Source organism: Rufibacter tibetensis (assembly GCF_001310085.1).
In the GTDB taxonomy this organism is placed as follows: domain Bacteria; phylum Bacteroidota; class Bacteroidia; order Cytophagales; family Hymenobacteraceae; genus Nibribacter; species Nibribacter tibetensis.
The window spans coordinates 1,892,499-1,918,535 of record NZ_CP012643.1; the positions used below are offsets into that span (position 1 = coordinate 1,892,499).

The 26,037-nt window shown below is 48.5% G+C and carries 24 protein-coding genes; 7 read left to right on the forward strand and 17 right to left on the reverse strand.

Annotation, left to right across the window (positions count from 1 at the left end; all coding sequences use genetic code 11):
- Positions 1-240: 240 nt before the first annotated feature.
- The 3 genes from DC20_RS07420 to DC20_RS07430 form a co-directional block, all read right to left on the reverse strand.
- Positions 241-1,131 (reverse strand): carboxypeptidase-like regulatory domain-containing protein, encoded by an 891-nt coding sequence (locus tag DC20_RS07420; protein WP_062543245.1) that lies wholly within the window; start codon positions 1,129-1,131, stop codon positions 241-243.
- Positions 1,132-1,274: 143 nt separating this feature from the next.
- Positions 1,275-2,375, reverse strand: coding sequence for a DUF3616 domain-containing protein (locus DC20_RS07425; RefSeq protein ID WP_071885569.1), 1,101 nt, complete (start codon positions 2,373-2,375; stop codon positions 1,275-1,277).
- 221 nt (positions 2,376-2,596) lie between these two features.
- Positions 2,597-3,466, reverse strand: a complete 870-nt coding sequence (locus DC20_RS07430; protein WP_062543246.1) for a hypothetical protein — start codon at positions 3,464-3,466, stop codon at positions 2,597-2,599.
- A 101-nt stretch (positions 3,467-3,567) separates the two neighbouring features.
- Here DC20_RS07430 and DC20_RS07435 point away from each other — a divergent pair, with 101 nt between their 5' ends.
- Positions 3,568-4,539, forward strand: a complete 972-nt coding sequence (locus DC20_RS07435) for an isopenicillin N synthase family dioxygenase (RefSeq protein ID WP_062543247.1) — start codon at positions 3,568-3,570, stop codon at positions 4,537-4,539.
- A gap of 100 nt (positions 4,540-4,639) precedes the next feature.
- Positions 4,640-5,815: a chromate efflux transporter gene (chrA, locus tag DC20_RS07440; RefSeq protein ID WP_062543248.1), complete on the forward strand. Its 1,176-nt coding sequence runs from the start codon at positions 4,640-4,642 to the stop codon at positions 5,813-5,815.
- 115 nt (positions 5,816-5,930) lie between these two features.
- Here chrA and rfbA read toward each other — a convergent pair whose 3' ends face one another.
- The 7 genes from rfbA to prmC all read right to left on the reverse strand — a co-directional run bounded on the left by rfbA (position 5,931) and on the right by prmC (position 13,030).
- Entirely contained in the window at positions 5,931-6,815 is an 885-nt protein-coding gene (rfbA, locus tag DC20_RS07445; protein ID WP_062543249.1) for a glucose-1-phosphate thymidylyltransferase RfbA, read from the reverse strand.
- Positions 6,816-6,819: 4 nt separating this feature from the next.
- Positions 6,820-7,827: an SDR family oxidoreductase gene (locus DC20_RS07450; RefSeq protein ID WP_062543250.1), complete on the reverse strand. Its 1,008-nt coding sequence runs from the start codon at positions 7,825-7,827 to the stop codon at positions 6,820-6,822.
- A gap of 219 nt (positions 7,828-8,046) precedes the next feature.
- Complete coding sequence (gene rfbB / locus DC20_RS07455; RefSeq protein WP_062543251.1) at positions 8,047-9,093, reverse strand: dTDP-glucose 4,6-dehydratase; 1,047 nt, start codon at positions 9,091-9,093, stop codon at positions 8,047-8,049.
- Positions 9,094-9,111: 18 nt separating this feature from the next.
- Complete coding sequence (gene galE / locus DC20_RS07460; RefSeq protein ID WP_062543252.1) at positions 9,112-10,131, reverse strand: UDP-glucose 4-epimerase GalE; 1,020 nt, start codon at positions 10,129-10,131, stop codon at positions 9,112-9,114.
- Between the two features lie 10 nt (positions 10,132-10,141).
- Positions 10,142-11,431: a nucleotide sugar dehydrogenase gene (locus DC20_RS07465; protein ID WP_062543253.1), complete on the reverse strand. Its 1,290-nt coding sequence runs from the start codon at positions 11,429-11,431 to the stop codon at positions 10,142-10,144.
- Positions 11,432-11,433: 2 nt separating this feature from the next.
- Entirely contained in the window at positions 11,434-12,033 is a 600-nt protein-coding gene (locus DC20_RS07470) for an acyltransferase (protein ID WP_062543254.1), read from the reverse strand.
- A 139-nt stretch (positions 12,034-12,172) separates the two neighbouring features.
- Positions 12,173-13,030 (reverse strand): peptide chain release factor N(5)-glutamine methyltransferase, encoded by an 858-nt coding sequence (gene prmC / locus DC20_RS07475; protein WP_062543255.1) that lies wholly within the window; start codon positions 13,028-13,030, stop codon positions 12,173-12,175.
- A gap of 78 nt (positions 13,031-13,108) precedes the next feature.
- Between prmC and ribD the strand changes: the two genes are divergently transcribed.
- Positions 13,109-14,146, forward strand: a complete 1,038-nt coding sequence (ribD, locus tag DC20_RS07480; RefSeq protein ID WP_062543256.1) for a bifunctional diaminohydroxyphosphoribosylaminopyrimidine deaminase/5-amino-6-(5-phosphoribosylamino)uracil reductase RibD — start codon at positions 13,109-13,111, stop codon at positions 14,144-14,146.
- A gap of 192 nt (positions 14,147-14,338) precedes the next feature.
- Complete coding sequence (locus tag DC20_RS07485) at positions 14,339-14,821, forward strand: GAF domain-containing protein (RefSeq protein ID WP_062543257.1); 483 nt, start codon at positions 14,339-14,341, stop codon at positions 14,819-14,821.
- Between the two features lie 151 nt (positions 14,822-14,972).
- Here DC20_RS07485 and DC20_RS07490 read toward each other — a convergent pair whose 3' ends face one another.
- From DC20_RS07490 to DC20_RS07505, 4 genes are all read right to left on the reverse strand, one after another.
- Positions 14,973-15,659, reverse strand: a complete 687-nt coding sequence (locus DC20_RS07490) for a phosphatidylserine decarboxylase family protein (protein WP_062543258.1) — start codon at positions 15,657-15,659, stop codon at positions 14,973-14,975.
- 113 nt (positions 15,660-15,772) lie between these two features.
- A complete protein-coding gene (locus DC20_RS07495; protein ID WP_062545861.1) occupies positions 15,773-17,047 on the reverse strand; it encodes a Glu/Leu/Phe/Val family dehydrogenase in 1,275 nt (424 codons plus the stop codon).
- 118 nt (positions 17,048-17,165) lie between these two features.
- The gene (locus tag DC20_RS07500) at positions 17,166-17,996 is read right to left on the reverse strand and encodes a phosphatidate cytidylyltransferase (protein ID WP_071885402.1); all 831 of its coding nucleotides are present in this window, start codon (positions 17,994-17,996) and stop codon (positions 17,166-17,168) included.
- Between the two features lie 78 nt (positions 17,997-18,074).
- A complete protein-coding gene (locus DC20_RS07505) occupies positions 18,075-19,022 on the reverse strand; it encodes a CPBP family intramembrane glutamic endopeptidase (RefSeq protein WP_062543259.1) in 948 nt (315 codons plus the stop codon).
- Positions 19,023-19,078: 56 nt separating this feature from the next.
- On the opposite strand from DC20_RS07505, the gene dusB reads away from it, so the two are divergent.
- Positions 19,079-20,077, forward strand: coding sequence for a tRNA dihydrouridine synthase DusB (dusB, locus tag DC20_RS07510; RefSeq protein ID WP_062543260.1), 999 nt, complete (start codon positions 19,079-19,081; stop codon positions 20,075-20,077).
- 574 nt (positions 20,078-20,651) lie between these two features.
- A complete protein-coding gene (locus DC20_RS07515; RefSeq protein WP_083470428.1) occupies positions 20,652-21,566 on the forward strand; it encodes a DMT family transporter in 915 nt (304 codons plus the stop codon).
- 11 nt (positions 21,567-21,577) lie between these two features.
- Here DC20_RS07515 and DC20_RS07520 read toward each other — a convergent pair whose 3' ends face one another.
- Together DC20_RS07520 and DC20_RS07525 are read right to left on the reverse strand one after the other, a co-directional pair.
- Positions 21,578-22,009: a hypothetical protein gene (locus DC20_RS07520; RefSeq protein WP_157593088.1), complete on the reverse strand. Its 432-nt coding sequence runs from the start codon at positions 22,007-22,009 to the stop codon at positions 21,578-21,580.
- A gap of 166 nt (positions 22,010-22,175) precedes the next feature.
- Positions 22,176-23,867, reverse strand: a complete 1,692-nt coding sequence (locus DC20_RS07525) for an amino acid permease (protein ID WP_245652317.1) — start codon at positions 23,865-23,867, stop codon at positions 22,176-22,178.
- Positions 23,868-24,005: 138 nt separating this feature from the next.
- Here DC20_RS07525 and DC20_RS07530 point away from each other — a divergent pair, with 138 nt between their 5' ends.
- Positions 24,006-24,752 carry a carboxypeptidase-like regulatory domain-containing protein gene (locus tag DC20_RS07530; RefSeq protein ID WP_083470430.1) on the forward strand — a complete coding sequence of 249 codons (747 nt, stop codon included), beginning with the start codon at positions 24,006-24,008 and terminating at the stop codon, positions 24,750-24,752.
- A gap of 42 nt (positions 24,753-24,794) precedes the next feature.
- Here DC20_RS07530 and DC20_RS07535 read toward each other — a convergent pair whose 3' ends face one another.
- Complete coding sequence (locus tag DC20_RS07535) at positions 24,795-25,982, reverse strand: sensor histidine kinase (RefSeq protein WP_062545864.1); 1,188 nt, start codon at positions 25,980-25,982, stop codon at positions 24,795-24,797.
- Between the last annotated feature and the right edge of the window lie 55 nt (positions 25,983-26,037).

The following is a 26,037-nucleotide window of genomic DNA, read 5'->3' on the forward strand; positions in this document are numbered from 1 at the left end:
AGTGTGGGCCTTTTGCTTTAATAGAGGTTTTGGACTTATTTTTAGAAAAAGAGGCTTAAAACTAAAGCCTTAAAAGGAAGTATTCTTTGAGGCATCCTTTCAAGAGACGCACTCTCCCCAATTATCATCTTGGAAAGATCTTGTGGGCGAGTTAGAAAAGCCTTGTGGTAAGCGCTACTACTGTTCGCTCACAAGGTCCTTTCAGGATGACAATAGAATAAACAGAAGTGAAGTACCTTGTTAATTACTCAACGTAACCTGAAAGTGCGGCGTGGCCGAGGTGATGGCGTCTCCTTCGCGTTGGTTGGTGCTGACCCATTTGCCTTGGTGATAAATCCAACCGTTAGGGCTGCGGTTATCGGGGCCGTAGCTCCGGATGCTGGGTTCATAGGAAATTCTGGCGGGTACTTCTTTCGCGCCAGTCTCGGGGTTTACAGCCTCGTAGCGGTTCTGCTTGAGGATGAGCCATTCAAAGGCAACGAAAAGTCCCTGCTCCGGTATCTGCAAATCATGCTGGCTTACATCTATCTTCACCGTTTTAATACCTTTCTGCGCCACCCCAATCAGCGGCACCGACACCAGATCTTTGCCCGGCGCACCATTCTCCCCCACCCGCAGCAGATGCAATTTAAAAGTGGCGTTCTTGATATTGCTTAAAGCCACCAAGGAAATCTCGTCCAGAAAAGGAGTGGCGGCATACCCAGGTTTGTACGGAATGTACTGCGCCACAATCCAAGGCGTGCCGTTACTCCCAAAGGAGTATTCTGTGTTCTCGTCCAACTTGTTGATGACGAATTTGCGGCGCTTGGTGCTTTTCTTAACAGTCACTACATCTAACGCTACGGCAGTAGGAATTAAGGACACCTGCAGCATTCCTTCAGAAATAGCGACTCTGGTTCGCTCGTAGCCCAGACAGGAAATGACCAGCGTCTTGCCTGATAGATTGACTTGGTTAAAACTGAATTCGCCTTTTTCAGAAGAGGTGGTGCCCAGGTTCTCGTCTTCCACCCAAATGTTGGCAAACGGCACCGGCTTGCCCGTGGCCTTGTCAGTAACCACTCCTTTAACCTGACCAAATCCTACGTCCACAGACACAAGGAATACAAAAAGCAGGAGGATTGCTGGTTTCATGCTGTATGAAAATGGAGAAGACAGATTTGTTTTCAGGCCGCTTTTCTAAAGACGGCCCGAAAACAAGAGTTGAAGAGAGGAATCATCTTTCCCAACGCGCACTCTCGCGGCTTATTTGATGCGCCCGTAACTTTCAGTTTACCCTAAATCTTATATATATCGGCTACCACGGTGTTTTCTTCTGGTTTGCGGGCATCAGCGGGGCTATCAAAGACGACTAACAAGTGCTCGTCATCGTAGACGGCCAGTCCTTCGGCTTTGTCCTGGCCCGAGGTAGGGCCACTGCCGTGGGGCACGTCAAACAAATGCTCCAGATCTTTGCGGTGTACCATCTGTTCGCCTTCCAGGGAACTGCTCATGGCATTGGGCCAACGGTACACGGCAATGGTTCCGTCCAGATCCATGGACGGACCAGCCAGAATGTACAGGTCATCGCCTTTGGCGCGCAGTTCCCTGATTCCCTGTCCGGCCAGGTGCAGGAAGTGTTTTTTGTAGAGGGTGCCTTCTGCATTCTTCTTCAGCTGCAGGAAACCTTCTTTCTTAGCATCCTCCAGTTCCAGTTCCAGCACCATGGCCCAGCCGCGCAGCACCGGTCCGCGCAGGCCCACAAAAATTCGTCCTTCGTGGATGGACAAACCTTCAATGTCAAATCCGTTGTCTTTTCCAGGAATCGGGAGGAAATCAGCGAGATGGATGTCTTTTTTAATGGCGTCCATGAGCTGGTTCTTTTCACCGACGCTCACCAATTGTGCGGCCCGCAACGTTTTGGATGGATCTTCGGGATCAGGAGATTCTTTGGACAAGGTGTACTCTCCGGTGTTCACATCTTGTACCAACGGAATACGGGCCAATACATACCGGTTGGGCTCTTCTTTCACCTTCGCCAGGCGCTCAATCTGTTTTTTCACCGAGTCTTCTTTGCGAGGCTTTTTTCGTTTAAGACTGTGGGAACCCACCAGCCATAGATATCCGCCGCTTAAAGCCAGTCCTTCAATGTCAATCTCGCATGAACTACCCTCAGGCAGGTCCAAGTATTGGGTGAGGTCAAAGTGCACGTGTTCCCCGAAGCTGTGTTCACCAGTCTTTTTCAGGCGCTCCAGCGTGGTCTGCTCGTCACAGCTGAGCCAGAGGTAATCACCAGTGCGCAACACGGTAGAAAGGCCGTCGCGCACGTGCTTGCCGGTGGCGGTCATGCAATGGGTAGAATCAAAATGGAGCTCAAGCGGTATGGCAGGGTTTTTCATAGTCATGTGGTAAGTACGGTATCTGCACAGAAATAAGTTAGCGTTTTTTGCTCCATATTCAGAAATGAGGCTAAAACAAAATCTGAACTTCAGACTAACTTTTCATTTTTCCCGCAATATAGAAGGCAGATGTTTTTTGATGGGCCACCTTCCTTCTTCTATAGTTACGAAGAAAGCCGCCCCTGTTTAGGAGCGGCTTTCATGAAATTGGTCGAAAACGATTATTGTGCCAGCGTTACTTTACGCTCTACGGTGTTGAAAGGACCAGGAATCACCTTGCCTTGATTGTCAATCAGCTCCAGCTTGAAGGTGTTCTCGCCCATTGGCAAACCTTCAACCAGGTATGGCAACCACTGGTCTAAGATGAATTCATTGCCATTGATGGTGGCGCGTACCTTGTTTCCGTCTTTCGCTAATTTGGTGTTCACCAGGTAGAAATCCAGCATCACTTTGCGGGTGTCAGCGCCTTTGTACTCGCCTTTGGGGCGGCTATAGAACAGGTGCTGGCCACTTTCGTCAAACTTGGCGGCGTTGGCTGGGGCATTCCCTACGTTGATCACACGCAGGTCATACGCATCTTCGTGCTTGATGCTCTCGTGGTACGAACGCGAAAGGAACGACAACACCACGTGCTGACCCGGCTTAATGGCTTTCTTGAAGGTAGGCTTATAATGCGCGGTGTAAGGCTCGTTGTCCACGATGTTGTGGATGTGCTGGCCTTCTTTGGAGTTAGCGTGCTCATGGGTGCCAGCGTCTGAAGTCTGCTGGCTCAGCTGATAGTTTTTCACCTCGTAGTTAAACTGCACCGAGTCTCCGGTTACCTTTGCGTTCTTCTCGGGTTGGTTCAGGTCCAGATCGGCATCCGGGAAATCAACGGAGTTGCTGTAAGAATATACCTTCAGGCCGCCTTTTTCCATGGGAGTGCCCATGTCGCCCTGGTGCTGTACGCCTGCTGTGTCTTGGGTCATACCAGAATGATCAGCGGTAGCAGTGCTATCTGTTCCAGTTGCGGTGGTAGAACGTTTTCCGTCACAGGCAGTGGCCAGTAGCGTAGCGGCTATTGCCACAAATGATAGGTGTTTCTTTTTCATAGTAGGGTTTTCGTATAAGTACGTAGAATGTTTCAAAGATAGAAATTTCGTAACTTGCTGCACATTTTAAAGGACTTTCAAAAACGCGTCAAGACAGGTTTATGAATGATAAATTGTTAGAAGAAATACCTTCTTTAGACTTAGCCGATTTTACCTCCGGCGACCCGACACGCAAAGCCGCTTTTGTGCAGGCAATGGGCGATGCGCACCAAAACATTGGCTTTGTGGCGTTGAAAAACCATGGTCTGAGTGATGAATTGACCGATGAGCTGTACGCCGCCATCAAAAAGTTCTTCGCCTTACCCGATGACGTGAAGCAGAAATACGAGATCCCCGGCCTGGCCGGACAGCGTGGCTACGTAGGCAAAGGAAAAGAACACGCCAAAGGCCGCAACACCGGTGACCTGAAAGAGTTCTACCATGTGGGCCAGGAAGTAACCGACAACGACCCCATCAAAGACGAATACCCAGATAACGTTTGGCCAGAGGAGACTCCCGAGTTCCAGGGAGTGGCGCTAGAAGCGTACAAGCGTCTGGAGGCGGCCGGCAAACAAGTGCTGCGCGCCTTGGCCTTGTACTTAGGTTTGTCTGAAGATTACTTTGACGCCAAAGTGCACAACGGCAACAGCATCCTGCGCGCCATCCACTACTTCCCCATCGAGAACCCGGATGCCGTACCAGCCGATGCCGTTCGCGCTGCCGAGCACGGTGATATCAACCTGATTACCTTGTTGATGGGTGCCTCCGCCGATGGCCTGCAAGTGCTTCGCCGCGACGGGAAATGGATTCCGATCACTGCCCTGCCAGAGCAAATTATCGTGAACGTTGGCGATATGCTGTCGCGCCATACCAACAACAAGCTGAAGTCTACCATCCACCGCGTAGTGAACCCACCGCGCGAGCTGATGCACACGTCCCGCTTCTCTATTCCGTTCTTCATGCACCCACGTTCTGAGATGGACCTAACTTGCTTGGAGGGTTGCATTGATGCCCAGAACCCAAAACAATTCCCTGATATCACGGCCGGCGAGTTCCTGAACGAGCGTCTGGTGGAGTTAGGATTAAAAAAATAATCTGTTTTCAGAAACATAGAAAGGGGCCTTTAGGGCTCCTTTCGTTTTTATGCCTATTTTTATAAAACTGGCTTAAACCGCTCATCAACGCTTCGGTCTATTGCGCCCTCGTAACTATATTTTCCTGAAGGATGTGGCTTCGCTTTCGCTCACGGCGTTTGGCGGACCTCAGGCGCATATTGCCATGATGCTGCGCCTTATGGTGGAAAAACGGGGGTACATCACCGAGAAGGAACTGCTGGAACTGAACGCTCTGTGCCAGATTCTGCCTGGTCCCTCCTCCACCCAAACCATCACGGCCATCGGGTTTAAAGTGGGTGGTCCTAACTTGGCTTACCTCACTCTTTTAGTCTGGATTGCCCCAGCTGCACTCATCATGATTGCGGCCGCCTTAATCATTTCCTTTCTGCAGGGACAAGGAGCTCCTCTGGGCTTCACTCGCTTCATCCAACCCATGGCGGTAGGCTTTGTGGCCTTTGCCGCCTGGCGGATCAGCTCAAAGGTAGTCTATACCAAAAGTGGCATCGTGATTATGGTGTTCTCCGCTATTCTGGCTTTCTTTTTCAGGTCGCCCTGGGTTTTCCCCCTGCTGCTTTTGCTGGGCGGCAGTTTGACGGCGCTCCGGTTTCAAAAGCAACCAGTGCTGGAGAAAAAGCCGATGAAAGTAGAATGGGCTAACTTCCTGCTTTTCTTGGGAGTTTTTATCGCGGCGGCAATTCTGGGTAGGTTCACACAACTACGGGCCGTCTTGCTGTTTGAGAACTTCTACCGGAACGGCAGCCTCATCTTTGGCGGTGGGCAGGTCTTGATTCCGGTGATGTACACCGAGTTCGTGGAGTTCAAAGGTTACCTGAATCCCAAAGAGTTTCTATCCGGGTTTGCGTTGGTGCAGGCGTTGCCTGGTCCGGTTTTTTCCTTCTGCTCGTACATTGGCACCTTATCCATGCGCCCGTACGGCTGGGGAAGCCAGATCCTGGGCGGGGTGGTGACGACCATCGCCATCTTTCTGCCGGGCACCTTCCTAATCTTCTTTGTGATCCGTTTTTGGGAAGAGCTCCGGAAATACCGCGTGATTCAGGCCTCTCTGGAAGGCATTAATGCCGTGGGCTGTGGTATGGTGTGCGCCGCTGCCATCATGCTGTATCACCCCATTGAGAATACCCCTTATAATTTTGGCCTGGTGGTGCTCACCTTTGGGCTGCTGCAATGGACGAAGATTCCGGCTCCTGCCCTGATTCTCACGGGGCTAGTAGTAGGCTTATTATTCCCCGGGTAGGATTTCAGGCATTTTTGAAAATAACCTGTAAAACAAGAAAGCCCTGAAAGAACAGATTCTTCCAAGGCTTCCTTTTATTGGGTGTAGGAAGTTGTTACACCTCCTGCTTTTTGGCTTATAAGCTGCCTGACAAATTTTTCTCTTTCAGGATGTTCAACAAGTAATCGCCGTAGCCGCTTTTGCGCAAAGGCTCAGCCACCCGCTGCAGTTGCTCTGCGTTTATGTAACCCATCCGGTAAGCTACCTCTTCAATAGCCCCAATCTTCAAGCCTTGGCGTTCTTCAATGACCTGAACAAACGTAGCAGCCTGCATTAAGGATTGAATGGTACCCGTATCTAACCAGGCCGTACCACGGTCCAGGATACCTACTTTCAGTTTGCCTTGGCGCAGGTATTCTTTGTTCACATCGGTGATCTCGTATTCGCCACGCGGGCTAGGCTCCAGATTTTTGGAGATCTCTACTACATCGTTGTCATAGAAGTACAGACCAGGCACTGCGTAGCTTGATTTAGGCTGCTTCGGCTTTTCTTCAATAGAGACAGCCTTCATGCTTTCATCAAACTCCACCACACCGTAGCGCTCCGGGTCCTGTACGTGGTAGGCATACACTACCCCGCCTTCAGGGTCGTTGTTGGCTTGCAGGAGTTTGCTCATGCCTGATCCGTAAAAGATGTTATCTCCCAAGATCAAAGCTGCCTTGTCATTCCCGATGAAGTCTGCACCTAAGACAAACGCCTGAGCTAGTCCGTTAGGAACTTCCTGTACCTGGTAGCTGAAGTTACACCCAATCTGGCTGCCGTCGCCCAGCAGGCGCTCAAACATAGGCAGGTCATGCGGAGTGGAGATAATCAGGATGTCTCTGATTCCGGCCAACATCAAGGTGGACAACGGATAATAGATCATCGGTTTGTCATACACCGGCATCAACTGCTTACTAACGGCGAGCGTGAGCGGGTGTAACCTTGTTCCTGAGCCTCCGGCTAAAACAATTCCTTTCATGGTCTTATTTCTGATTGTAGATGAAGTCTTGGTTATCACGGAACCAGGCTAGAGTCCTCTGCAGACCTTCCTGAATTCTGATTTGTGGGTTGTAGCCCAACAGGCGCTGCGCTTTGGAAATATCAGCTAAGCTGTCTCTGATATCGCCGGCACGTTCAGGACCATACTCTGCCTGCACGTCAACACCGGCTTCTGCTTTCAGAATGTTGAACAAATCATTCAAAGAAGTCCTGTCACCTACCGCTATGTTGTATACTTGATTGATTGCCTCAGGATTCTCCACCAACGCTGCGCGGATGTTCGCTTCCACGCAGTTCTCCACGAAGGTGAAGTCACGGGTTTGCTCGCCATCGCCGTTCATTCTTGGTCCGCGGTTGTTCAGTACCGCATCAATGAACAACGGAATTACCGCCGCATACGCGCCATTCGGGTCCTGACGTGGTCCGAAGATGTTGAAGTACCGTAGCCCAATGATTTCCATGCCGTAGGTTTTGCCAAACACATCGGCATACAACTCATTAGCGTATTTGGTTACCGCGTAAGGTGAAAGCGGCTTGCCAATCTTATCTTCTACTTTGGGCAGCGACTTGCTGTCGCCGTAGGTAGAGGAAGAGGCGGCGTAGACAAAGCGCTTTACGTTCTGCTCTTTGGCAGCCATAAGCATGTTCACGAAGCCACCCACGTTCACTTCATTTGACGTTACAGGGTCTTTCACGCTTCTAGGCACAGAACCCAAGGCAGCCTGGTGCAAAACTACATCCATCCCCTCGCAGGCTTTCATGCAAGCTTCCAGATTGCGGATGTCGCCTTCCTGTACTTCCAACCTGTCGTTATCTTTAAAAGCTCTTAAGTTTTTGTGGAACCCATTAGAGTAATCATCAAATACCCGCACCTTTTTGGCGTTATACTTCAGAAGGTATTCTACTAAGTTGGAGCCAATGAAACCTGCTCCGCCGGTAATTAGAAAGGAAGTTTGCTCTAAAGAGCCGTTATGAAAAGGATGCTCGTACACTATTGAATAATTTTAATTGGAAATAAAGAGTACTGACTCATTTTGTGACTACTTTTTGCAAACTGGCGTTAAAATGCAGTTCAGCTTTCTGTTACCTGAGCCGGTCCTCTTGTACTTTAGTTAAACCACCATCCTTTTTCAAAATGAAGGTGGTGCAAACAGAAAGTGCGTTTAAGACCTGTTTCTATAAAACTTCTCTCAAACGCACTTTACTTTTATTTAGCGGGTGTACTGTTCATTGTAGTACTCCTGGTAACTACCGGAGGTCACATTTTGCAACCACTCCTCGTTTTGCAGGTACCAGTCAACCGTTTTCTCCAGACCTTCCTCAAACGTCACCGATGGTTTCCAGCCCAGTTCATTCATGATCTTGGAAGAGTCAATGGCATAGCGTAAGTCATGACCGGCTCTGTCGGTTACAAAGGTGATCAACTGTCTGGAAGCTCCTTTTTCACGACCCAGCTTCTGGTCCATAATGTCACACAGCAGGTGAATGAGGTCAATGTTGCGCCACTCGTTTACACCGCCAATGTTGTAGGTATCGCCTTCTTTGCCTTTGTGGAACACATCATCAATGGCGCGGGCGTGGTCAATCACGTACAGCCAGTCTCTGATGTTTTCGCCTTTGCCGTATACCGGCACCGGTTTGTTGTTCTTGATATTATTTAGTGCCAATGGGATCAGCTTCTCAGGGAAGTGATTAGGCCCGTAATTATTGGAGCAGTTAGACACTTTTACTGGCAAACCATAGGTATGGTAATATGCCCGCACGAAGTGGTCTGAACTAGCCTTAGATGCCGAGTAAGGAGACCGCGGATCGTAAGAGGTTTCCTCGGTGAACATGCCTTCCTCGCCCAATGAGCCGTACACCTCATCAGTAGAGATGTGGTAGAATATTTTGCCAGTGAAATCAGACTTCCAGAGTTCTTTGGCGGCGTGCAGAAGGTTGCAGGTTCCGTTCACGTTCGTGCGTACAAACGCCATAGGATCTGTGATAGAGCGGTCCACGTGCGACTCGGCGGCTAGGTGCATCACGGCATCAAACTGAAGCTCCTGGAACAAGTTGTTGATGTATTCCTGATCAGTGATGTCGCCTTTGATGAAGGTGTAATTAGGTGCGTCTTCAATATCTGTCAGGTTCTGAAGATTACCTGCGTACGTAAGCTTATCCAGGTTGAAGATTTGATAGTTAGGATATTTAGTGACAAATAACCGCACCACATGAGAGCCTATGAAACCGGCTCCTCCGGTAATTAATATTTTCATTCCTATTGCTATTAACTTCTATTTCTTCACCAATTGTTGTTGCCAGGTCCATGAGCTTCCTAAGCTGTCTTCCAATGATAAGGAAGTTTTAAACCCAAGTTCCTGGGTAGCTTTGGTCACATCGGCGTAAATGGCGGGAACATCTCCAGCCCGACGTGGGCCTACTTTGTAGTTGAACTTCTGACCGGTGGCGTTTTCAAAAGCTTTGATTACCTCTAAGACAGAGCTGCCTTGACCAGTGCCAATATTGAACACCTCAAAAGGCACAGCCTCCGGGTTCTCTAATCTTTTTAGAGCAGCCAAGTGGGCTTTCGCCAAATCTACCACGTGCACATAATCACGGATATTACTTCCATCAGGTGTATCGTAGTCGGTACCAAACACAGTTAAACTCTCCCGGATGCCGGCGGCAGTCTGGGTGATGAAGGGTACCAAGTTACTTGGAATCCCCAGCGGCAACTCTCCAATCAAAGCCGATTCATGAGCTCCAACAGGATTGAAGTAACGCAAGGCAATAGATCTTAAAGAGCTTCCGCTGGCAGCCACGTCCTGAAGAATTTCTTCATCAATCTTTTTAGTATTGCCGTAAGGGGAATTGGCTTTTTTAGTGGGTGTTTCCTCCGTTACCGGAAGCTGATCTGGCACACCATACACCGTGCAGGAGGAAGAGAAAACCAGCTTGGTTACGTTATTGGCTTCCATCACCTGCAGGAGGGTCACCAATCCTGTGACGTTATTATGGTAATATTTCAGCGGATTTTGTACTGATTCTCCTACTGCCTTGGCCGCCGCAAAGTGAATTACGCCGTCTATGTTTCCTTCTTTTGAAAACACTTCCTGTAACGCGGCGGCATCAGTACAGTCTACTTTATAGCAAGGTATTTCTTTACCCACTATCTGCGCTAGTCCCTCTAACACTCGTTCTTCAGAATTGCTGAAATTATCAACAATAATGGGCGTATAACCAGCCTGTGCCAGTTCTACTACAGTATGGGAGCCAATATAACCTGCTCCGCCCGTTACAAGAATTTTGTTCATAAAGTATTAATTATAGACTCCAGTAAGGCAATGTATTGATTTTTCCGCGATAAATTCCTTTCAGATCAATCACAATAGGATTATCGGCGGAGATACTCTTGAAGTAGTTCTCATCATGGCCCAAGTAGTCTTTATGATTCACGGCCACCACTACGGCATCATAATCATTGCTTGGATTTGCTGTCAAGGCAAAACCGTACTCGTGCTCCAGATCAGAAGAAGAGGCATATGGATCTACCACGTCTACCTGCACTCCAAAGCTTTTCAGCTCGTTGACTACATCGGCTACTTTGGAATTCCGGATATCCTCTACGTTCTCTTTGAAGGTAGCCCCCATTACCAACACCTTAGCTTTGGAGATAGCCTTTCCTTCTTTAATCATCATCTTGATGGCTTTGCTGGCCACATACGCGCCCATTCCGTCATTGATGGTACGGCCACTCAGGATGATTTTAGAATCGTACCCTAAAGCTTTCGCTTTGTAGGTCAGGTAATAAGGATCCACGCCAATGCAGTGACCACCTACTAAACCTGGGAAGAATTTAAGGAAATTCCACTTGGTTCCGGATGCCTCCAATACCTCATAGGTATTGATGTTCATCCGGTCAAAGATGATGGAAAGCTCATTCATCAAAGCGATGTTCACATCACGCTGCGTATTTTCTATGATTTTGGCAGCCTCCGCTACTTTGATAGAAGAAGCACGGTGCACACCCGCCTGAATCACCAGTTCATATACCTTGGCAATGATATCCAAGGACTCTTCATCGCAGCCAGACACCACCTTCACAATCTTGGTAAGGGTGTGCTCTTTATCACCTGGGTTGATGCGTTCTGGAGAATAACCTACTTTGAAATCTGTTGGGAACTTAAGGCCAGACTCTCTCTCCAGGACCGGAATACAGTCTTCCTCGGTGCAACCTGGATATACAGTTGATTCAAATACTACGTAATCACCTTCCTTCAGAACTTTTCCTACAGTAGTAGAAGCTCCGAGCAAAGGCTTCAGGTCTGGTAGCGCATAAGCGTCAATAGGCGTAGGCACCGCTACAATAAAGAAACGGGCTTCTCTAAGTTCTTCCAGGTCATGGGTGAAGGTAATGTCACATCCTTCAAACGCAGACGAGTCCAGTTCTCCGCTGGGATCTACGTTGTTCTTCATCAACTCTACTCGCTTGGCATTGATGTCAAACCCAATCACACTTATCTTTTTGGCGAACTCCAGGGCAATGGGAAGTCCTACATATCCTAACCCGATGACTGCTAGCTTGGCTTCTTTATTGAGGAGTTGTTGGTACACAATTAATCTATTTGAATGGATAATTTAGTTACTCTATTATTCTCTAACGTGTATTTCTCGCCTGTTTCGGGGCAGAGAGCTTCATTATGATTATCAAAGGCCAGTTTATGACCTGCTTCACTTACCCAGCCGTGCTGTTTAGAAGGGTTCCCGTACACCAGCGCGTAAGGAGGCACATCTTTGGTCACAACTGCTCCGGCACCAATAAGTGCATAGGCCCCAATGGTATGCCCACACACTACAGTGGCATTGGCTCCTATACTGGCACCTTTTTGTACTACTGTTATCAAATACTCTCCCCGGCGGTTAATGGCACTTCTGGGGTTAAGCACATTGGTAAACACCATAGAAGGACCTAAGAAGACATCATCTTCACAGACCACACCCGTGTAAATCGACACATTGTTTTGGATTTTGACGTTCTCCCCTAAGATGACTCCCGGGGAAATGACTACGTTCTGCCCGATGTTGCAGCGCTTTCCTATCACGCAATCAGACATAATATGCGAAAAATGCCATATTCTGGTACCTTCTCCAATCTGGCAACCCTCGTCAATAACGGCGGTTTCATGGGCAGTGTACGGGGGAGCAGGTTGTGTCATGGTACTCTCTTGTTTGAAAGAGCCGAACTCTTTACGGATAGCCTATCTCTTTGGATATCATTTTTTGCTAGGCAAAGGTAGGAGTTTTTATAATATTTTCAGGTAACAGGGTTGTTTCCATGCTCATAAGCAGAAAAAATTATCTCCAGACAGCTTCCGTCATTCTTTCTTTTCCCCTCAGGTCTTCAAATACCTTCACCTCTTGGTAACCCAGCTGCCGAAGCATTTCAACGGCACTTTGGGAAAAACGCTCATTTATCTCAAAGAACAGCTTTCCTCCTGGGGTAAGTAAGGTTTGTGCCACTGTAGCAATCCGTCGGTAGAAAAGCAGGGGGGCTTCATTCGGCACGAACAGGGCCAGGTGTGGCTCAAAGTCCAGCACGTTTTGGCGCATCAGGCTCTTTTCTTCCTCCAGCACGTACGGTGGATTACTGATGACCGCATCTAAGCTACCTGCCTCTACAGCCGGAAGCTCTTGCAAGATGTCCTGCTGTAGCCAAGTGACCTGCTGCTCCAGCTTTTGCGCGTTCATCTTGGCAACGACTAAGGCTTCAGGGGAAACGTCTAGTCCCCAAACCTGCGCAGTAGGCAGCTCGGCCGCCAAGGTGATAGGGATACACCCGCTTCCGGTTCCTATGTCCAGCAACTTCACTTGTGGGTGGTGCTGATAGGTTTTAATTACCCGCTGCACCAGTTCCTCTGTTTCTGGCCGGGGAATAAGAACTGCGGGAGTTACATGGAAATCACGGCCATAAAAGAAAGCCTCTCCCAACACATATTGCAGAGGTTCATGTTGTAATAGCCGTCCCTGATACTTTTGAACTTGCACCTGAAGATCTTTAGGTACTTCTTCCTTTCGTCTTTGCAGCAGATCAAACCTACCTACCTCCAACACGTGCTGCAACACCCATTCCGCTATGGTGCGGGCTTCGGGTTTTTCGTACAGCGCCTCTAACTGGGAGGAAAGGTTTTCTAAGGAAGCTTCAACAGTAGGCATAGGCTTAGTTTTAGGCAATTTCTGAAAAAACACCCGATATTCGGGCAAGAAAACCTGGCAGGCACGTAAATACCAGAAATGAATACCGACGAGAAATACATGCAGCGGGCTTTGGACTTGGCGGCCCTCGGCACTGGAGAGGCTCGGCCTAACCCTATTGTAGGGTGTGTGGTGGTGCATGACCATAAAATAATTGGCGAGGGATGGCACCAGAAATATGGCGGTCCGCACGCCGAAGTTAACGCCCTCAACAGCGTCCAAGACAAGAGCCTGCTCCCTCATAGCCGGGTGTATGTCACGCTGGAGCCCTGTTCTCATTTTGGCAAGACTCCGCCCTGCGCCGATTTCCTGATCCAGCACGGAGTACGCGATGTGGTGATCTGCAACACAGACCCTAATCCGTTGGTGGCCGGCAGAGGAATCAGAAAGTTGATTGACGCAGGCTGCAAGGTACATATTGGCGTCTTGGAAGAGGAAGGCCTGGAGCTTAACCGTCGTTTTTTCACCTTTCAGACAAAGAAGCGGCCTTATTTGGTATTGAAGTGGGCCCAATCTGCAGACGGGTTTATTGCATTGCCTAACTGCCAGCCTTACCAGATATCAGGCCCCTTGGCAAAGCAGCTAGTGCATAAATGGCGCACTGAGGAGCAGGGCATTTTAGTAGGTACCCGCACTGCTCTTTTTGACAACCCTCAGCTAAATGTCCGGCACTGGCCGGGGCAGGCACCTTTGAGAATTGCCATAGACAAACAATTGCAAATTCCAGCCACGCATCATTTATTAGACGACAGCCAGCCTACCCTACTTTACACCTTGAAAGAAAAGGAGAGCACAGGCCAAACTGAATATATTACCCTTTCCCCTGAGAACACCTTTTTGGATCAACTACTAGCGGACTTGTACACCCGAAACATTCAATCTGTGTTAGTAGAAGGCGGAACAGCATTATTGGAAACGCTTCTGGAGAGAAACCTATGGCATGAAATCAGGGTATTTCACAGTCCGGTTACCTTGACAGATGGCGTCAAAGCACCACAGTTACCAACAATGGGGTTTGCCTCCAGAAGAATAGTGGGAGACGATGAACTGATCACCTATCGAAATCACTTCTCCTGAAGAAACTCTATTTTAATCTTATTTTAACAAAAGCAGCTTAAAACTGATTGCTTATTACCCCATTGTAGGCAGTATACTTCAGGAAGTTGCTCCAGCAATGTGCATAGGCTACCTTTGCAACGAAACTTAAAACTGGGCCAGGCTAGTTAGTTTAGCGCATCTGCCCTTTACTCAAAAAGTACTTTACATACCATGGCTGAAGACTTATATATTGACAAGACTCTTTCCAAAGAAGAGAAATACAAAGCACTCCTGCCTCAGATAGAAGCACTAGTGGCTCCTGAAACTGATTTGATTGCAAATCTTTCAAACGTAATGGCAGCCCTGAAACAAAGCTTCAACTTTTTCTGGGTAGGCGCTTACCTGACCAAAGAGAACCAATTGGTGTTAGGCCCTTTCCAGGGACCTGTAGCTTGCACCCGAATCCCCTTCCACAAAGGCGTGTGCGGCGCTTGCTATACCCGCCGGGAAACAATCCTTGTTCCTGATGTAGAAGCTTTCCCGGGGCATATTGCCTGCAGCAGCGAATCTAAGTCTGAGATTGTGGTACCCGTGATCAAAGATGGCGAAGTAAAAATGGTGCTTGATGTGGACAGCGACCGCCTCAATGACTTTGACGAAGTAGACCAAAAGTATCTGGAGCAGATCATGAAACTGGCTGAGAATTGGTTCTAAGTCAAGTATCAGGAAGTGCGTATCACGTCGCACGACTTCCCTTTAAGCCTGATTTCTTGAAAAATCATATAAAACGAAGAAGCCTCATCTTATTCAGATGAGGCTTCTTCGTTTTATATGATTTTGAAAAGTTGTGCTAACTGATACTAACTTATCCGAAGAAAGAACCGGAGTTGCTGGTTTTGAGCTGGGCAATCACGGTTTGGCCACCTTTGGTTTTCTGGCCTAGTTGCACCTTTACTTCTGTGTCAATTGGTACGAAGATATCTACCCGTGAGCCGAACTTGATGAAGCCAAATTCTTCACCTTGGTTTACTTCATCACCTTCGGTTACATACCACACAATACGGCGGGCCATGGCTCCGGCAATCTGCCGGAACAACACCTGAGGTCCGGCCAAGGACTCTACCACTACTGTGGTGCGTTCGTTCTTTGTGCTGGACTTAGGGTGCCAGGCTACAAAGTAGTTTCCGGGGTGATATTTGAAATACTTTACAATACCAGAAACAGGGTTACGGGTAATGTGCACGTTAATGGGTGACATGAAGATGGAAATCTGCTTCCGGACATCGTTGAAGTATTCGGGCTCTTCCACGTTCTCAATCACCACCACTTTCCCATCGGCGGGAGCTACTACTAAATCTTCATGCAAAAGCAGGTTACGGTACGGGCTCCGGAAAAACTGCAGAATAAGCAGGAAAACAATAAAGGAAACACCGGAGAAGATTCTGTTAAAGGTCAGGTGCTCGCTGTTGAAATAGTAAAGCAACATGTTCACCACCAGCAATCCTAACAGGGTAAAAAACAGAATCTTTCTTCCTTCTTTATGAATTTTCATTAGATACTCTTTGGCTGATAAAGCAAAAATATAAAAAAAACCGCCTCCAGTCTATAAAAAAGACAGGAGGCGGCAAGAAAACATGTTTTTAAGCGTTTTCTAAGATGCCTTGCTTAGAAGCCACCCCGGAATTTATAGGTCTGCGCCACTTTGTCAATGGCAACAATGTAAGCGGCAATTCGCATAGGAACACCGTATTTCTGTGACGTAGCATATACTTTATTGAAGGCTTCTGTCATTATCCGGTCAGAGCGTTCGGTCACCATGTCAAGGCTCCATTTGTAGCCCAAGCGGTTCTGCACCCACTCAAAATAAGAGACAGTTACCCCACCAGAGTTGGCCAGAATGTCTGGCACTACCATGATACCCTTCTCGTTAATGATCCGGTCAGCGTTGGCCGAAGTAGGGCCGTTTGCACCTTCCACTATCAATTTGGCCTGAATCTGGTCTGCGTTACGGGCAGTAATCACATCTTCTACGGCAGCGGGCACCAATAGATCAACGGCTGAGGTTAATAATTCATCATTACTAATCGGCTCTGCCCCGGCGTATCCTTCCAAACGGCCATGATGCGCGTTTTTGTAGGCGATCGCTTCGTCAATGTTAATTCCGTTCTCGTTCCAATAAGCACCGCTTACGTCACTTACGCCCAGAATCCTCACACCTCGCTCAGACAGCAATTTCGCAGCCCAAGAGCCTACGTTCCCGAAGCCCTGCACAGCAGCAGTAGCTTCAGTGGGATCCATGCCCAATACTTCCATAGCCGCCATGGCAGACACCATCACACCGCGCCCGGTAGCCTCTACCCGACCTAAAGAACCACCCAGTACCAATGGTTTACCTGTTACTACAGAGTTCACGGTCATGCCTTTGGTTTTAGAGTACTCATCCATCAACCACGCCATTTCACGGGGACCAGTCCCCATATCAGGGGCTGGAATGTCTTGGTCAGGGCCGAAAGTATCAATCAGGGCCACGGTATAGGCGCGAGTTAGGCGCTCCAACTCACCAGCCGACATGGAAGAAGGATCACAGACAATGCCCCCTTTGGCTCCACCGTATGGAATATCAACAACAGCACATTTCCAGGTCATCCAGGCAGCCAACGCTTTCACCTCATCCAGGAACACTCCTTGGTCATAGCGGATACCTCCTTTTGACGGACCTAAAATGGTAGAGTGCACTACCCTGAACCCTTCAAACACCCGCACGCTGCCATCATCCATGGTCACAGGCAAATTCACAATCACCTGACGAGCAGGCGATTTCAGAACTTCATAGGTATCATCATCCAAGCCCAGCACTTCCGCCGCAATGTTGAAACGGGACATCATGGACTCAAAAGGATTCTCTTTGTCCTTGATAGGAGCAGGCTCTTTATAAGCCATCTTGCTGTTGTATGCTGCCATAAATTAATACTTTGATAATTTCGAGGTATAAAAGCTGCCCAAAATTACCATTTTTACAACATAAAACTAACGTTAGCGAATTTTCTCAGAAGGGATTTTAATGGACCAGTTCCAGAAAGGCCACCAGAAAAGGAACTACCAGAATAAGGCTGTCAAAGCGGTCCAGAATGCCGCCGTGTCCAGGAATTAAGGTGCCAGAGTCTTTCACATCCAGACTTCGCTTCAGCATAGACTCTACCAAATCACCTAAAACCCCAAACACAGACACCAACACCGCCACGCCCAGCCAATGCCATAGGGCCAGATCATGGTAGAACATAGATAAAATCCAGGCTACGCCTAAAGAGAGGAGCACGCCGCCAACCCAGCCTTCCCAGGTTTTGCCGGGCGAAATACGTGGAAATAATTTATTCTTCCCAAAGGTTTTGCCGGCTGCATAGGCCCCGGTATCTGAAGCCCAAATCAGGAACATAACGCCTAAAATGATCTGCCAACTGTATCTACCAGGCAGAAAAGCCAGTACGTGCAGCAACGAAAACGGAGCCGCAATATAAAAAACCCCCACCAGCGTAAGGGCCACGTTGGTAAAGGGCTGTTCTTTTTTCCGGTAGAGTTCTGCAATAAGCGCCAGCAGCATGACAGGGGGAACCAGAAAAAGCCAGTCACTGGAAATATCGTCGTGTTTGATGGCAAAGCCCATCACATACAGCCCTACTCCTAAAAGGGCTCCAATAACTCTGTTGGGTTGAAACCCTTTTGCCGAAAGCAGGCGGTAAAACTCCAGCAGCCCCAGTAGCGTGAGCACCAGAAACAGCAGGAAAAACGTCCACTCGCTTAGATAGATGCCCCCCACAAAGACAGCCCCACCCAGTACTCCGGCTAACAGGCGCAATTGAAGATTATTTAATGGTTTTCTGATTTCTTCCATTTATAAGGATAACTATACGCCGCAGCGAAGGAAAAGGCAACGCCGGCGCTTTTTAAGAGCTGATTTCAGGAAAAGAGGTTAAAAACGGGCTTCTTCCTCTACCCTAAGAGGAGGCAATCGGCGGAAGGCGTTGTACAAGCTAAATAGAAGAGCCACGCTTATAGCCAGGGAGATCAGTGACACGGTCCATGTTTCCGGCTCCGTTGACTCCACGTTTACGCTCACCGCCTGGCGCTGCGCCAGGAACATCATCAGCACCATAAAGCCATTGTTGATAAAGTGCCCTACAATAGGCACCCAGATGTTGCCAGACCACCAGTACAGGTAGCCAAACAGCACCCCCAGCATGACACGCGGCACTACCCCATAAAACTGCATGTGGATAATCCCGAAGATGATGGCAGACACCCAGATAGCCAGGTGCGGGTTCCGCCACCAGCGGTACAGTTCCTGCTGAATAATTCCCCTAAATGCCAGTTCTTCGCCAATGGCTGGCAGCACCGCAAATACCACCAAGCCTAATATTAATTGCGGAATGGTGTTAATTTTGGTCAGTTCCAGGGTTAATTCACGCAAAGTATCTTCCTTGGCTTTCGCCCACCGTTCAAAGGCATCTAACAAAGGCGGAAAATCTACATTCGCATTCCAGTGCACCAACCAGGAGGCGGCCGGCATAATGACCAGCATGAGCACCGCACTGCCCAAAAGCAAATAGAAGGGCACCGTCATGCGGGGCGAAAGAAAGGCTGCCGGTTTACTTGAATTCACCCGCAGGAAGGCCAGTGAGGCAATGGTGAACCCCACCAAATGCACCATTCCCTGAAACAACACCAAGGCACTGCGGCTCTCCGGGTACGCCGAAGGTTTAGCCAGCATGTTGGAGACTTCTACTAAGCCATAGCCCCACACCACCTTGATCAAAACCATCGCCAGAAAATTTCCGATGAACAGTCCCGCTACCACAAACCCTGTAAACAACAGAAGCGACTTAAACGGATGCATACTAGGCGAGATGAAACCTTTCATATAGGCGGTGTGGTTTTAATGAGGTAAATTTACGCGAAATATTTAAACTCAATCACGTGGTAAAAATCGGCAAGATAGAGCTTCCGGACTTCCCGCTACTGCTGGCACCTATGGAAGACGTTAGCGATCCGCCATTTAGGGCAGTGTGCAAGGCCAACGGCGCCGACTTAATGTATACGGAGTTCATCTCCTCTGAAGGCCTCATCCGCGATGCCGCCAAGAGCCGTCAGAAACTAGACATCTTTGACTACGAGCAACCCATCGGCATCCAGATTTTCGGCTCTGATATTGATTCTATGCGGGAGTCTGCAGTAATCTCAGCGCAGGTAGGTCCGGATCTAATTGATATCAACTACGGTTGCCCGGTAAAGAATGTGGCCTGCAAAGGCGCAGGCGCGGCCTTGCTCCGCGATATTCCTAAAATGGTGGCCATGACCTCGGCCATTGTGCAGGCAGTAGAACCGTTTGGCTTGCCAGTAACTGTAAAAACCCGTTTGGGCTGGGACGAGTCCACCAAGAACGTGGAAGAAGTGGCTGAACGTTTGCAGGACATCGGCATCAAGGCATTGACCGTGCACGGACGCACCCGCGTGCAGATGTACAAAGGCGAAGCCGACTGGACCTTAATCCGGAAAATAAAAGAAAATCCCCGCATCCAGATCCCCATCTTCGGGAACGGAGACATTGACACGCCGGAGAAAGCCGTTGCCTACAAAGAGCAGTTCGGGGTAGATGGCATCATGATTGGTCGTGCTTCTATTGGCTATCCTTGGATATTCCGAGAGATCAAGCATTATGTGCAAACCGGTGGGTTGCTGGCGCCTCCTACCATTCAGGAGCGCATTGACATGTGCAAGATGCATTTTGACAAAGGTTTGGAGTGGAAAGGTCCGCGGCTGGGCATCTTTGAGATGCGCCGCCATTACGCTAATTACTTCAGGGGCCTGCCCAATGTGAAAGGGTATCGCACCCGCTTGGTGCAGACTGAGGACCCGCAGGAAATTTACGCCATCTTAGATGAGATTGCGAACTCTATGGAGTACGCGGAGGTGTAAGGCTTTTATAAATTAGATCATCAATCCGTTTCTGAACTGGTTTCCACAAATCGGGAACTGCTAGGATATCTATCTTGGGCAGCTTTGTTGTGCATGCAGTTGGTTATTGCTGGCGTAGTGGCTGGTTGATGCGAGGCTCTTATGCTTGGTTGTTTCATTTTCTGCGATAAGCGCTCATGGCCGCGAGGCCGCGTCTTCCCCTCTCGCACTGCCCTTTCGGCCTGAGCTGTCCATCTCTCTTAGCAACTGCTTTTCTATGGCCAAAAGCGAGGCGCTCGATGGGAAGACTGGAACTAGGGAAAGAGACAGAAGTGGATGGAAGAACCCGTAGAGACCAGGCACTGCCTTGTCTCTTACACGCATTGCTTTCTCCCTCTCAGGGTACTCCCCTCCTCGGAGGGGTAGGGGTGGGTTCCGCCTACCATTGCAATACCCGCTCTTTCAAAAGACCTCGTAGTGTCCGAAGGTCCTACGAGTGTCTGTGCCATTACCGTTTGAAACCCGTTTTAGACAAAACAGCACAAAAACGATTAGACATCCGCTATCTTTGCGCCTTCATTTTCGAGCTACTTCTGTGTCTACTCATACTACTTCCCCTACTGTTAACAATCCTGCTGCCTCTACTCCTGCGCTCGCGTGGGTGATTCTGATTGGCTTGGCGCTTATTTGGGGTACCTCGTTTATTCTGATCAAGAAAGGGCTGGAAGTATTTTCATCTGATGAGTTAGGAGCTATCCGGATATCGATTGCCACTCTGGCGCTGCTGCCTTTTGCTCTGAAAGGGTTTAAAGCACCCAAACCAGGGCAATGGAAGTTTCTGCTCTTGAGCGGATTGATTGGCAATCTGATACCAGCGTTTCTTTTCGCGTACGCTGAGACGAAGCTGGCAAGTGGTTTGGCAGGTGTACTGAACTCGTTGACGGCGTTGTTCACGCTCATTATTGGCGCCATCTTTTTTCAGCAGAAAATTACCCTCCTGCGGGTATTGGGTATCTTGATTGGAATAAGTGGAACGGCCGTTTTGATCTTCTCAGGCATTGCGCAGGAGACCTCGTCTAACTCTTTCTACGGCTTGTACGTGGTGTTAGCCACGGTGCTGTACGGCGGAAGTTTGAATATCATCAAACATTGTTTGGCGGGCATCAAGCCTCTGACCATGGCTAGCCTGGCTTTATTGACAGTGGGCCCTATTGCTTTTGCGTATCTCTGCACCACTCCTGCGCTGGACAAGTTGGCTACGCAGCCTGCAGCCTGGGAGGCTTTAGGCTATATCACCTTACTGGCTGTGTTCAGCACAGCAATAGGGCTGGTATTCTACAACAAGCTCATCCATATGACCAATACGCTTTTCGCGAGTACTTCTACCTACTTGATGCCTATTGTGGCCTTAATTTGGGGCGTGGCCGATGGAGAAACCATCCATTTGACGCACTACATAGGCATGGCGATTATTCTGGGAGGAGTTTTGCTAGTGAACAGAGCCAAATAACTACGGGAAGATTACCGATCGGCGCGGCTTTTCAGAAGCCAGGCAACAGCGTCCTGCTCAGACACAAAAACGCCTAATTTACTTTGCTCACTGAAGTTTTGGAGATAGTCAATCCCTATGCACTCTTTGATGTAGGAATAGTGGGAAGGGGTAACCAGGTTCGAAAAGTAGTTTTTATGCCCTAGCTCTTCTTCTACTTTAGGGAAAAAAGTCTGCAGCATCCAAGCTTCATCTTCTGGAGATAACTGCCCCCGGCTTCGCAGGTCAAACAGCCAATAGGCACTCTTTACTTCTTTGGCTAACTCAAATGCTAAAAGATATCCTTGGCGTAGCTGCTCAGAATCTGGAACGCGAAACCAACGTAGATACAAAATATCCAGATCCTTACGGTACTTCAGCTGCAGATTGCTTTCCAGTACCTCTCTAACTTCTCTCTCCACCAAGACCATAGCTTACCAAATACTTATAAAGTTTACAGGCGCACTTCTGCCCGCCTGCCTTAAGTACAGGTAAGTTACTACCAAAAGAAGAAAAAGTAAAATAATTTAAACCTTTTTTAATATTTACCGTAGTTGCGTCTCTCCCAAGTACGTGTTAGCACTTCAAATCCTATCTTTTTAAAGCCAACTTACTATGTTTAAAGCTGTAACCAAAGTAGATAGCTAAACCAATCAGCAGCCAAACCGTGAAAAGCAGCCAGTTATTCACCCCTAATTGGGTCATGAGATACAGATTGGTTAACAGCCCTAAGACCGGCAGAAGAGACAAATTCTTTCTGAAGGAAACCCAGGCCATCAAAACACAGGAAATCAGGAACACCAACATAGGAATCTGATGGCGGAACTCCTCATAGCCTCCGTTTCCGGCTACAGCACCCCAAAATTCATCTATGGCTACGCGGTTATAGAGCATCACCAAAACACCGGAAATAATTAAAATCAACGGCACCAGAAACTTCCCATTCAGATAAGGCACCTTAAAACGAGCATCGGAAGTACCATGCGGGTCAATGATCAGAATACCACCACATACAAGGGCGAACGCAAAGAGGGTTCCAATACTAGTCAGGTCAATTACCAGGTCCATGTTCAGGAGCAAGGCAGGCACACCTACAAAAAACCCGGTTACCAGCGTAGAGAAAGAAGGAGTCCTGAAACGCGGGTGTACTCTGGAGAAAATAGGAGGCAATAACCCATCACGCGACATGGTCATCCAGATACGGGGTTGCCCAATCTGGAATACCAATAGAACCGAAGCCATCGCGAAGATCGCGCTCACTGCTACAATGCCGGCCAGCCAGTCTACGCCTACTTTCGTGAAAACGTACGCTAAAGGGTCACCTACCGCCAGCTCCTTGTACGACACCATTCCGTTTAATACCAGCGTGATGATTACATATAGAATGGTACAGATGATGAGCGCGTAAATCATAGCCCGGGGCAAGTCACGCTGCGGGTTCTTACATTCCTCAGCGGTGGTGCTAATGGCATCAAACCCAATATAGGCGAAGAATACCGCTGACACCCCTTTCAACACCCCGCCTATTCCATTTGGGGCGAAAGGGCTCCAGTTGGCTGGATTCACGTAAAAAGCACCCACGGCTATCACTACCAGTACCACAATCATCTTCAACACCACCAGCAGGTTAGAGGCGTTTTTAGACTCTTTTATACCAATGTACACCAAAGCAGTAATGACGGCATTGATCATGAACGCCGGCAAATCCACCACTAGTTTCCCGCCCAGAAAATCTGGGGCCGAAAGCCAGGTATTGTAAGCCTCCAACTGCACTGGATCTGCCGCCGAAAGTGGTTTTCCGGCTTGCAGGAGCGCCAACACTTCACCGTACCCTTTGTGCGCACTCTGGGTACCCATAGTGAGCCAGACCGGAATGTCAAACCCTATGCCGCTCATGAGCCCTGTAAAGTAATCGCTCCAGGAAATAGCCACCACAATGTTTCCTACGGTGTATTCCATGATCAAGGCCCAGCCAATGATCCAAGCGGCCAATTCTCCGAAAGAGGTATAGGCGTACGTATAAGCCGAGCCGCTTACCGGAATAGTGGCAGCAAACTGGGCGTAGCACAACGCCGAAAATGCACACGCTATGGCCGTGAACACAAACAGCATAGACACTGCCGGCCCTCCCTCGTAACTTGCGTTCCCGATGGTACTGAAAATACCGGCTCCAATAATGGCGGCTATTCCTAAGGAAGTTAAATCTCTGACCGTTAAATTACGCTCTAACCCCTCATCTACTGACCCAACGTGGGCAGCCACATCAGCGGGCGGGGTATGCAAAATGGTGGTTAAACTCTTGCGGCGAAAAAGACTTTTTAGACTCACTTGTTCTGTTCTATATAGAAATTCAGGGTAAAAGTTAAGGAAAATATTCTGAATGCTCCGAGCCCTACGTATATTTAGACAAACCTCCGCCACATGCCTACCCGCCGCCTCACCGTTTCTGTGCCCCAGCCTTGCCCTGAAGACTGGACCGCCATGACGCCTCAGCATCAGGGCCGTTTCTGCCAAAACTGCTCTAAAACAGTGGTGGATTTTACAAGGATGTCTGGTGCAGAAGTAGTGGATTGGTTGACGAAACAAAAGGCCGGCACATGTGGTCGGTTTAGCCAAAAGCAATTAGGAAGAGAGTTTGTATCTGTCTCGGCCTCAAAGAGCCGGTGGACATGGAAGGCAGCTATTTTCGGATTAGCCGTTTTGTTAAGTCCAAAAAATGCAGATGGAAGGTATAAGGTTGATTCTTTGGTTGAACAGCAAGTTAAACCTTGGGGAGAAGAACTGTCAATTTATGGCTTTGATTTAACTTCATTAAAAGATAGTACTTTAACTATTACTGGTAAAGTACTAGATGGGAATACCAAAGCTCCTGTGAGTGGTGCTGCTGTGGTTCTTAAAGGCACCACTCTTGGCGCACCTGTTGACGCAAAAGGCACTTTCTCCTTACAAATTCCTAGCTCTATATCACTAGAAAGAGCAACCGTTGTCTTTTCTTACATTGGCTATGTAGCTCAGGAAATACAGCTTAACCATTTTTTAAATAGCCCTAATGCAACTGTGCTCTTACCCATTGACAACACGCCTCTGATGGGAGAAGTACATATAATCAAAAGCAAATGGTACTCTCCCCGAAGCTTTTACTACAAAGCACGAAACCTCTTCCGCTAACTTCGTTTTAGCTTCTTTTCCAAGAATCAGCCTCTAAAAACCTTACCTGTTCAACACCACCCTAAACGTAGTACCCTTCCCTACCTCAGAGGATTTTACATAAAGCCGTCCCTGGTGGTAGTTCTCAATGATGCGTTTCGCCAATGCAAGCCCTAAACCCCAACCGCGTTTTTTGGTGGTATAACCGGGCACGAATACTTCTTCCTGCTTTGTTTTAGGAATACCTTTGCCTGTGTCCTGAATGTCCAGCGCAATGGCGCCTTTGGTATTGGACTTCACCAGCCGAAGCGTGATACTGCCCTTGCCTTCCATGGCGTCAACAGCGTTTTTACAGATGTTCTCAATCACCCATTCAAAAAGCGGGATATTTACCTTGGCCGTGGTCTCTGGCGGAAATTCGGTTTCTATGTTAATGGCCACTTTGCTGGAAACCCGGTTGCGCAGGTACCCAATGGCATTGTCCACCACCTGTAGGAGTGGCTCATCCTTGAGCACCGGCACCGAGCCTATGTTGGAGAAACGCTCAGTGATAATTTCCAGCCGTTTTACGTCTTTGCCCAGCTCGTCAATAATGGGTTCGTTCTCAAACTTGGGGCTTCCCTTCAGGTACTCGTACCAGGCCATGAGCGAAGAGAGCGGCGTGCCTAACTGGTGCGCGGTTTCTTTGGCCAGACCTACCCACACGCGGTTCTGCTCGGCTTTGCGCGAGTAGCTGAAGGCATAATAGGCGATAACTGAAAGGCAGGCAATAACCGTGAGTTGCACGTACGGGTAGTAGCGTAGTTGAGTAAGCAGCTCAGAATCTTTGTAGAAAATATAGTTTTTGAACTCCTGCTGGTAAGACACCTCAATGGGTTTGTGCTGGGCTTTCATCTTGGCTATTTCCCGCTGTAAAAGCCTTTTTTTGCGCTTTTCTGAAATCTTTTCGGGTATATCAAGGTTCTTATAAGCGATGACGTTCTCGTTTTCGTCGGTCTGTATCACCGGTACTGAGCGGTTCGCGTCAATGATTTCTTCCTGAATAAACACCAGGTTGTCTGAGTCAATTTCAGCATTGATCATATAGCGTAAGCCTTTGGCGTACAGGTCAATCAGTTGTTGCTCGCGCTCAGACAGCTTAGCCACTAACACGTTTGTGTAAATCACAGTAGCTGCCCCAATGAACAAGGCAACCGCAATGATCAAGAGCTTTAACCTGGATTTCTTAGAATAAATGGAGGTTGGGATCATGTACAAAGGCAACGCTAGAACAGATACGCCCGTCTTGGGATTGTGTTCTCCCTAA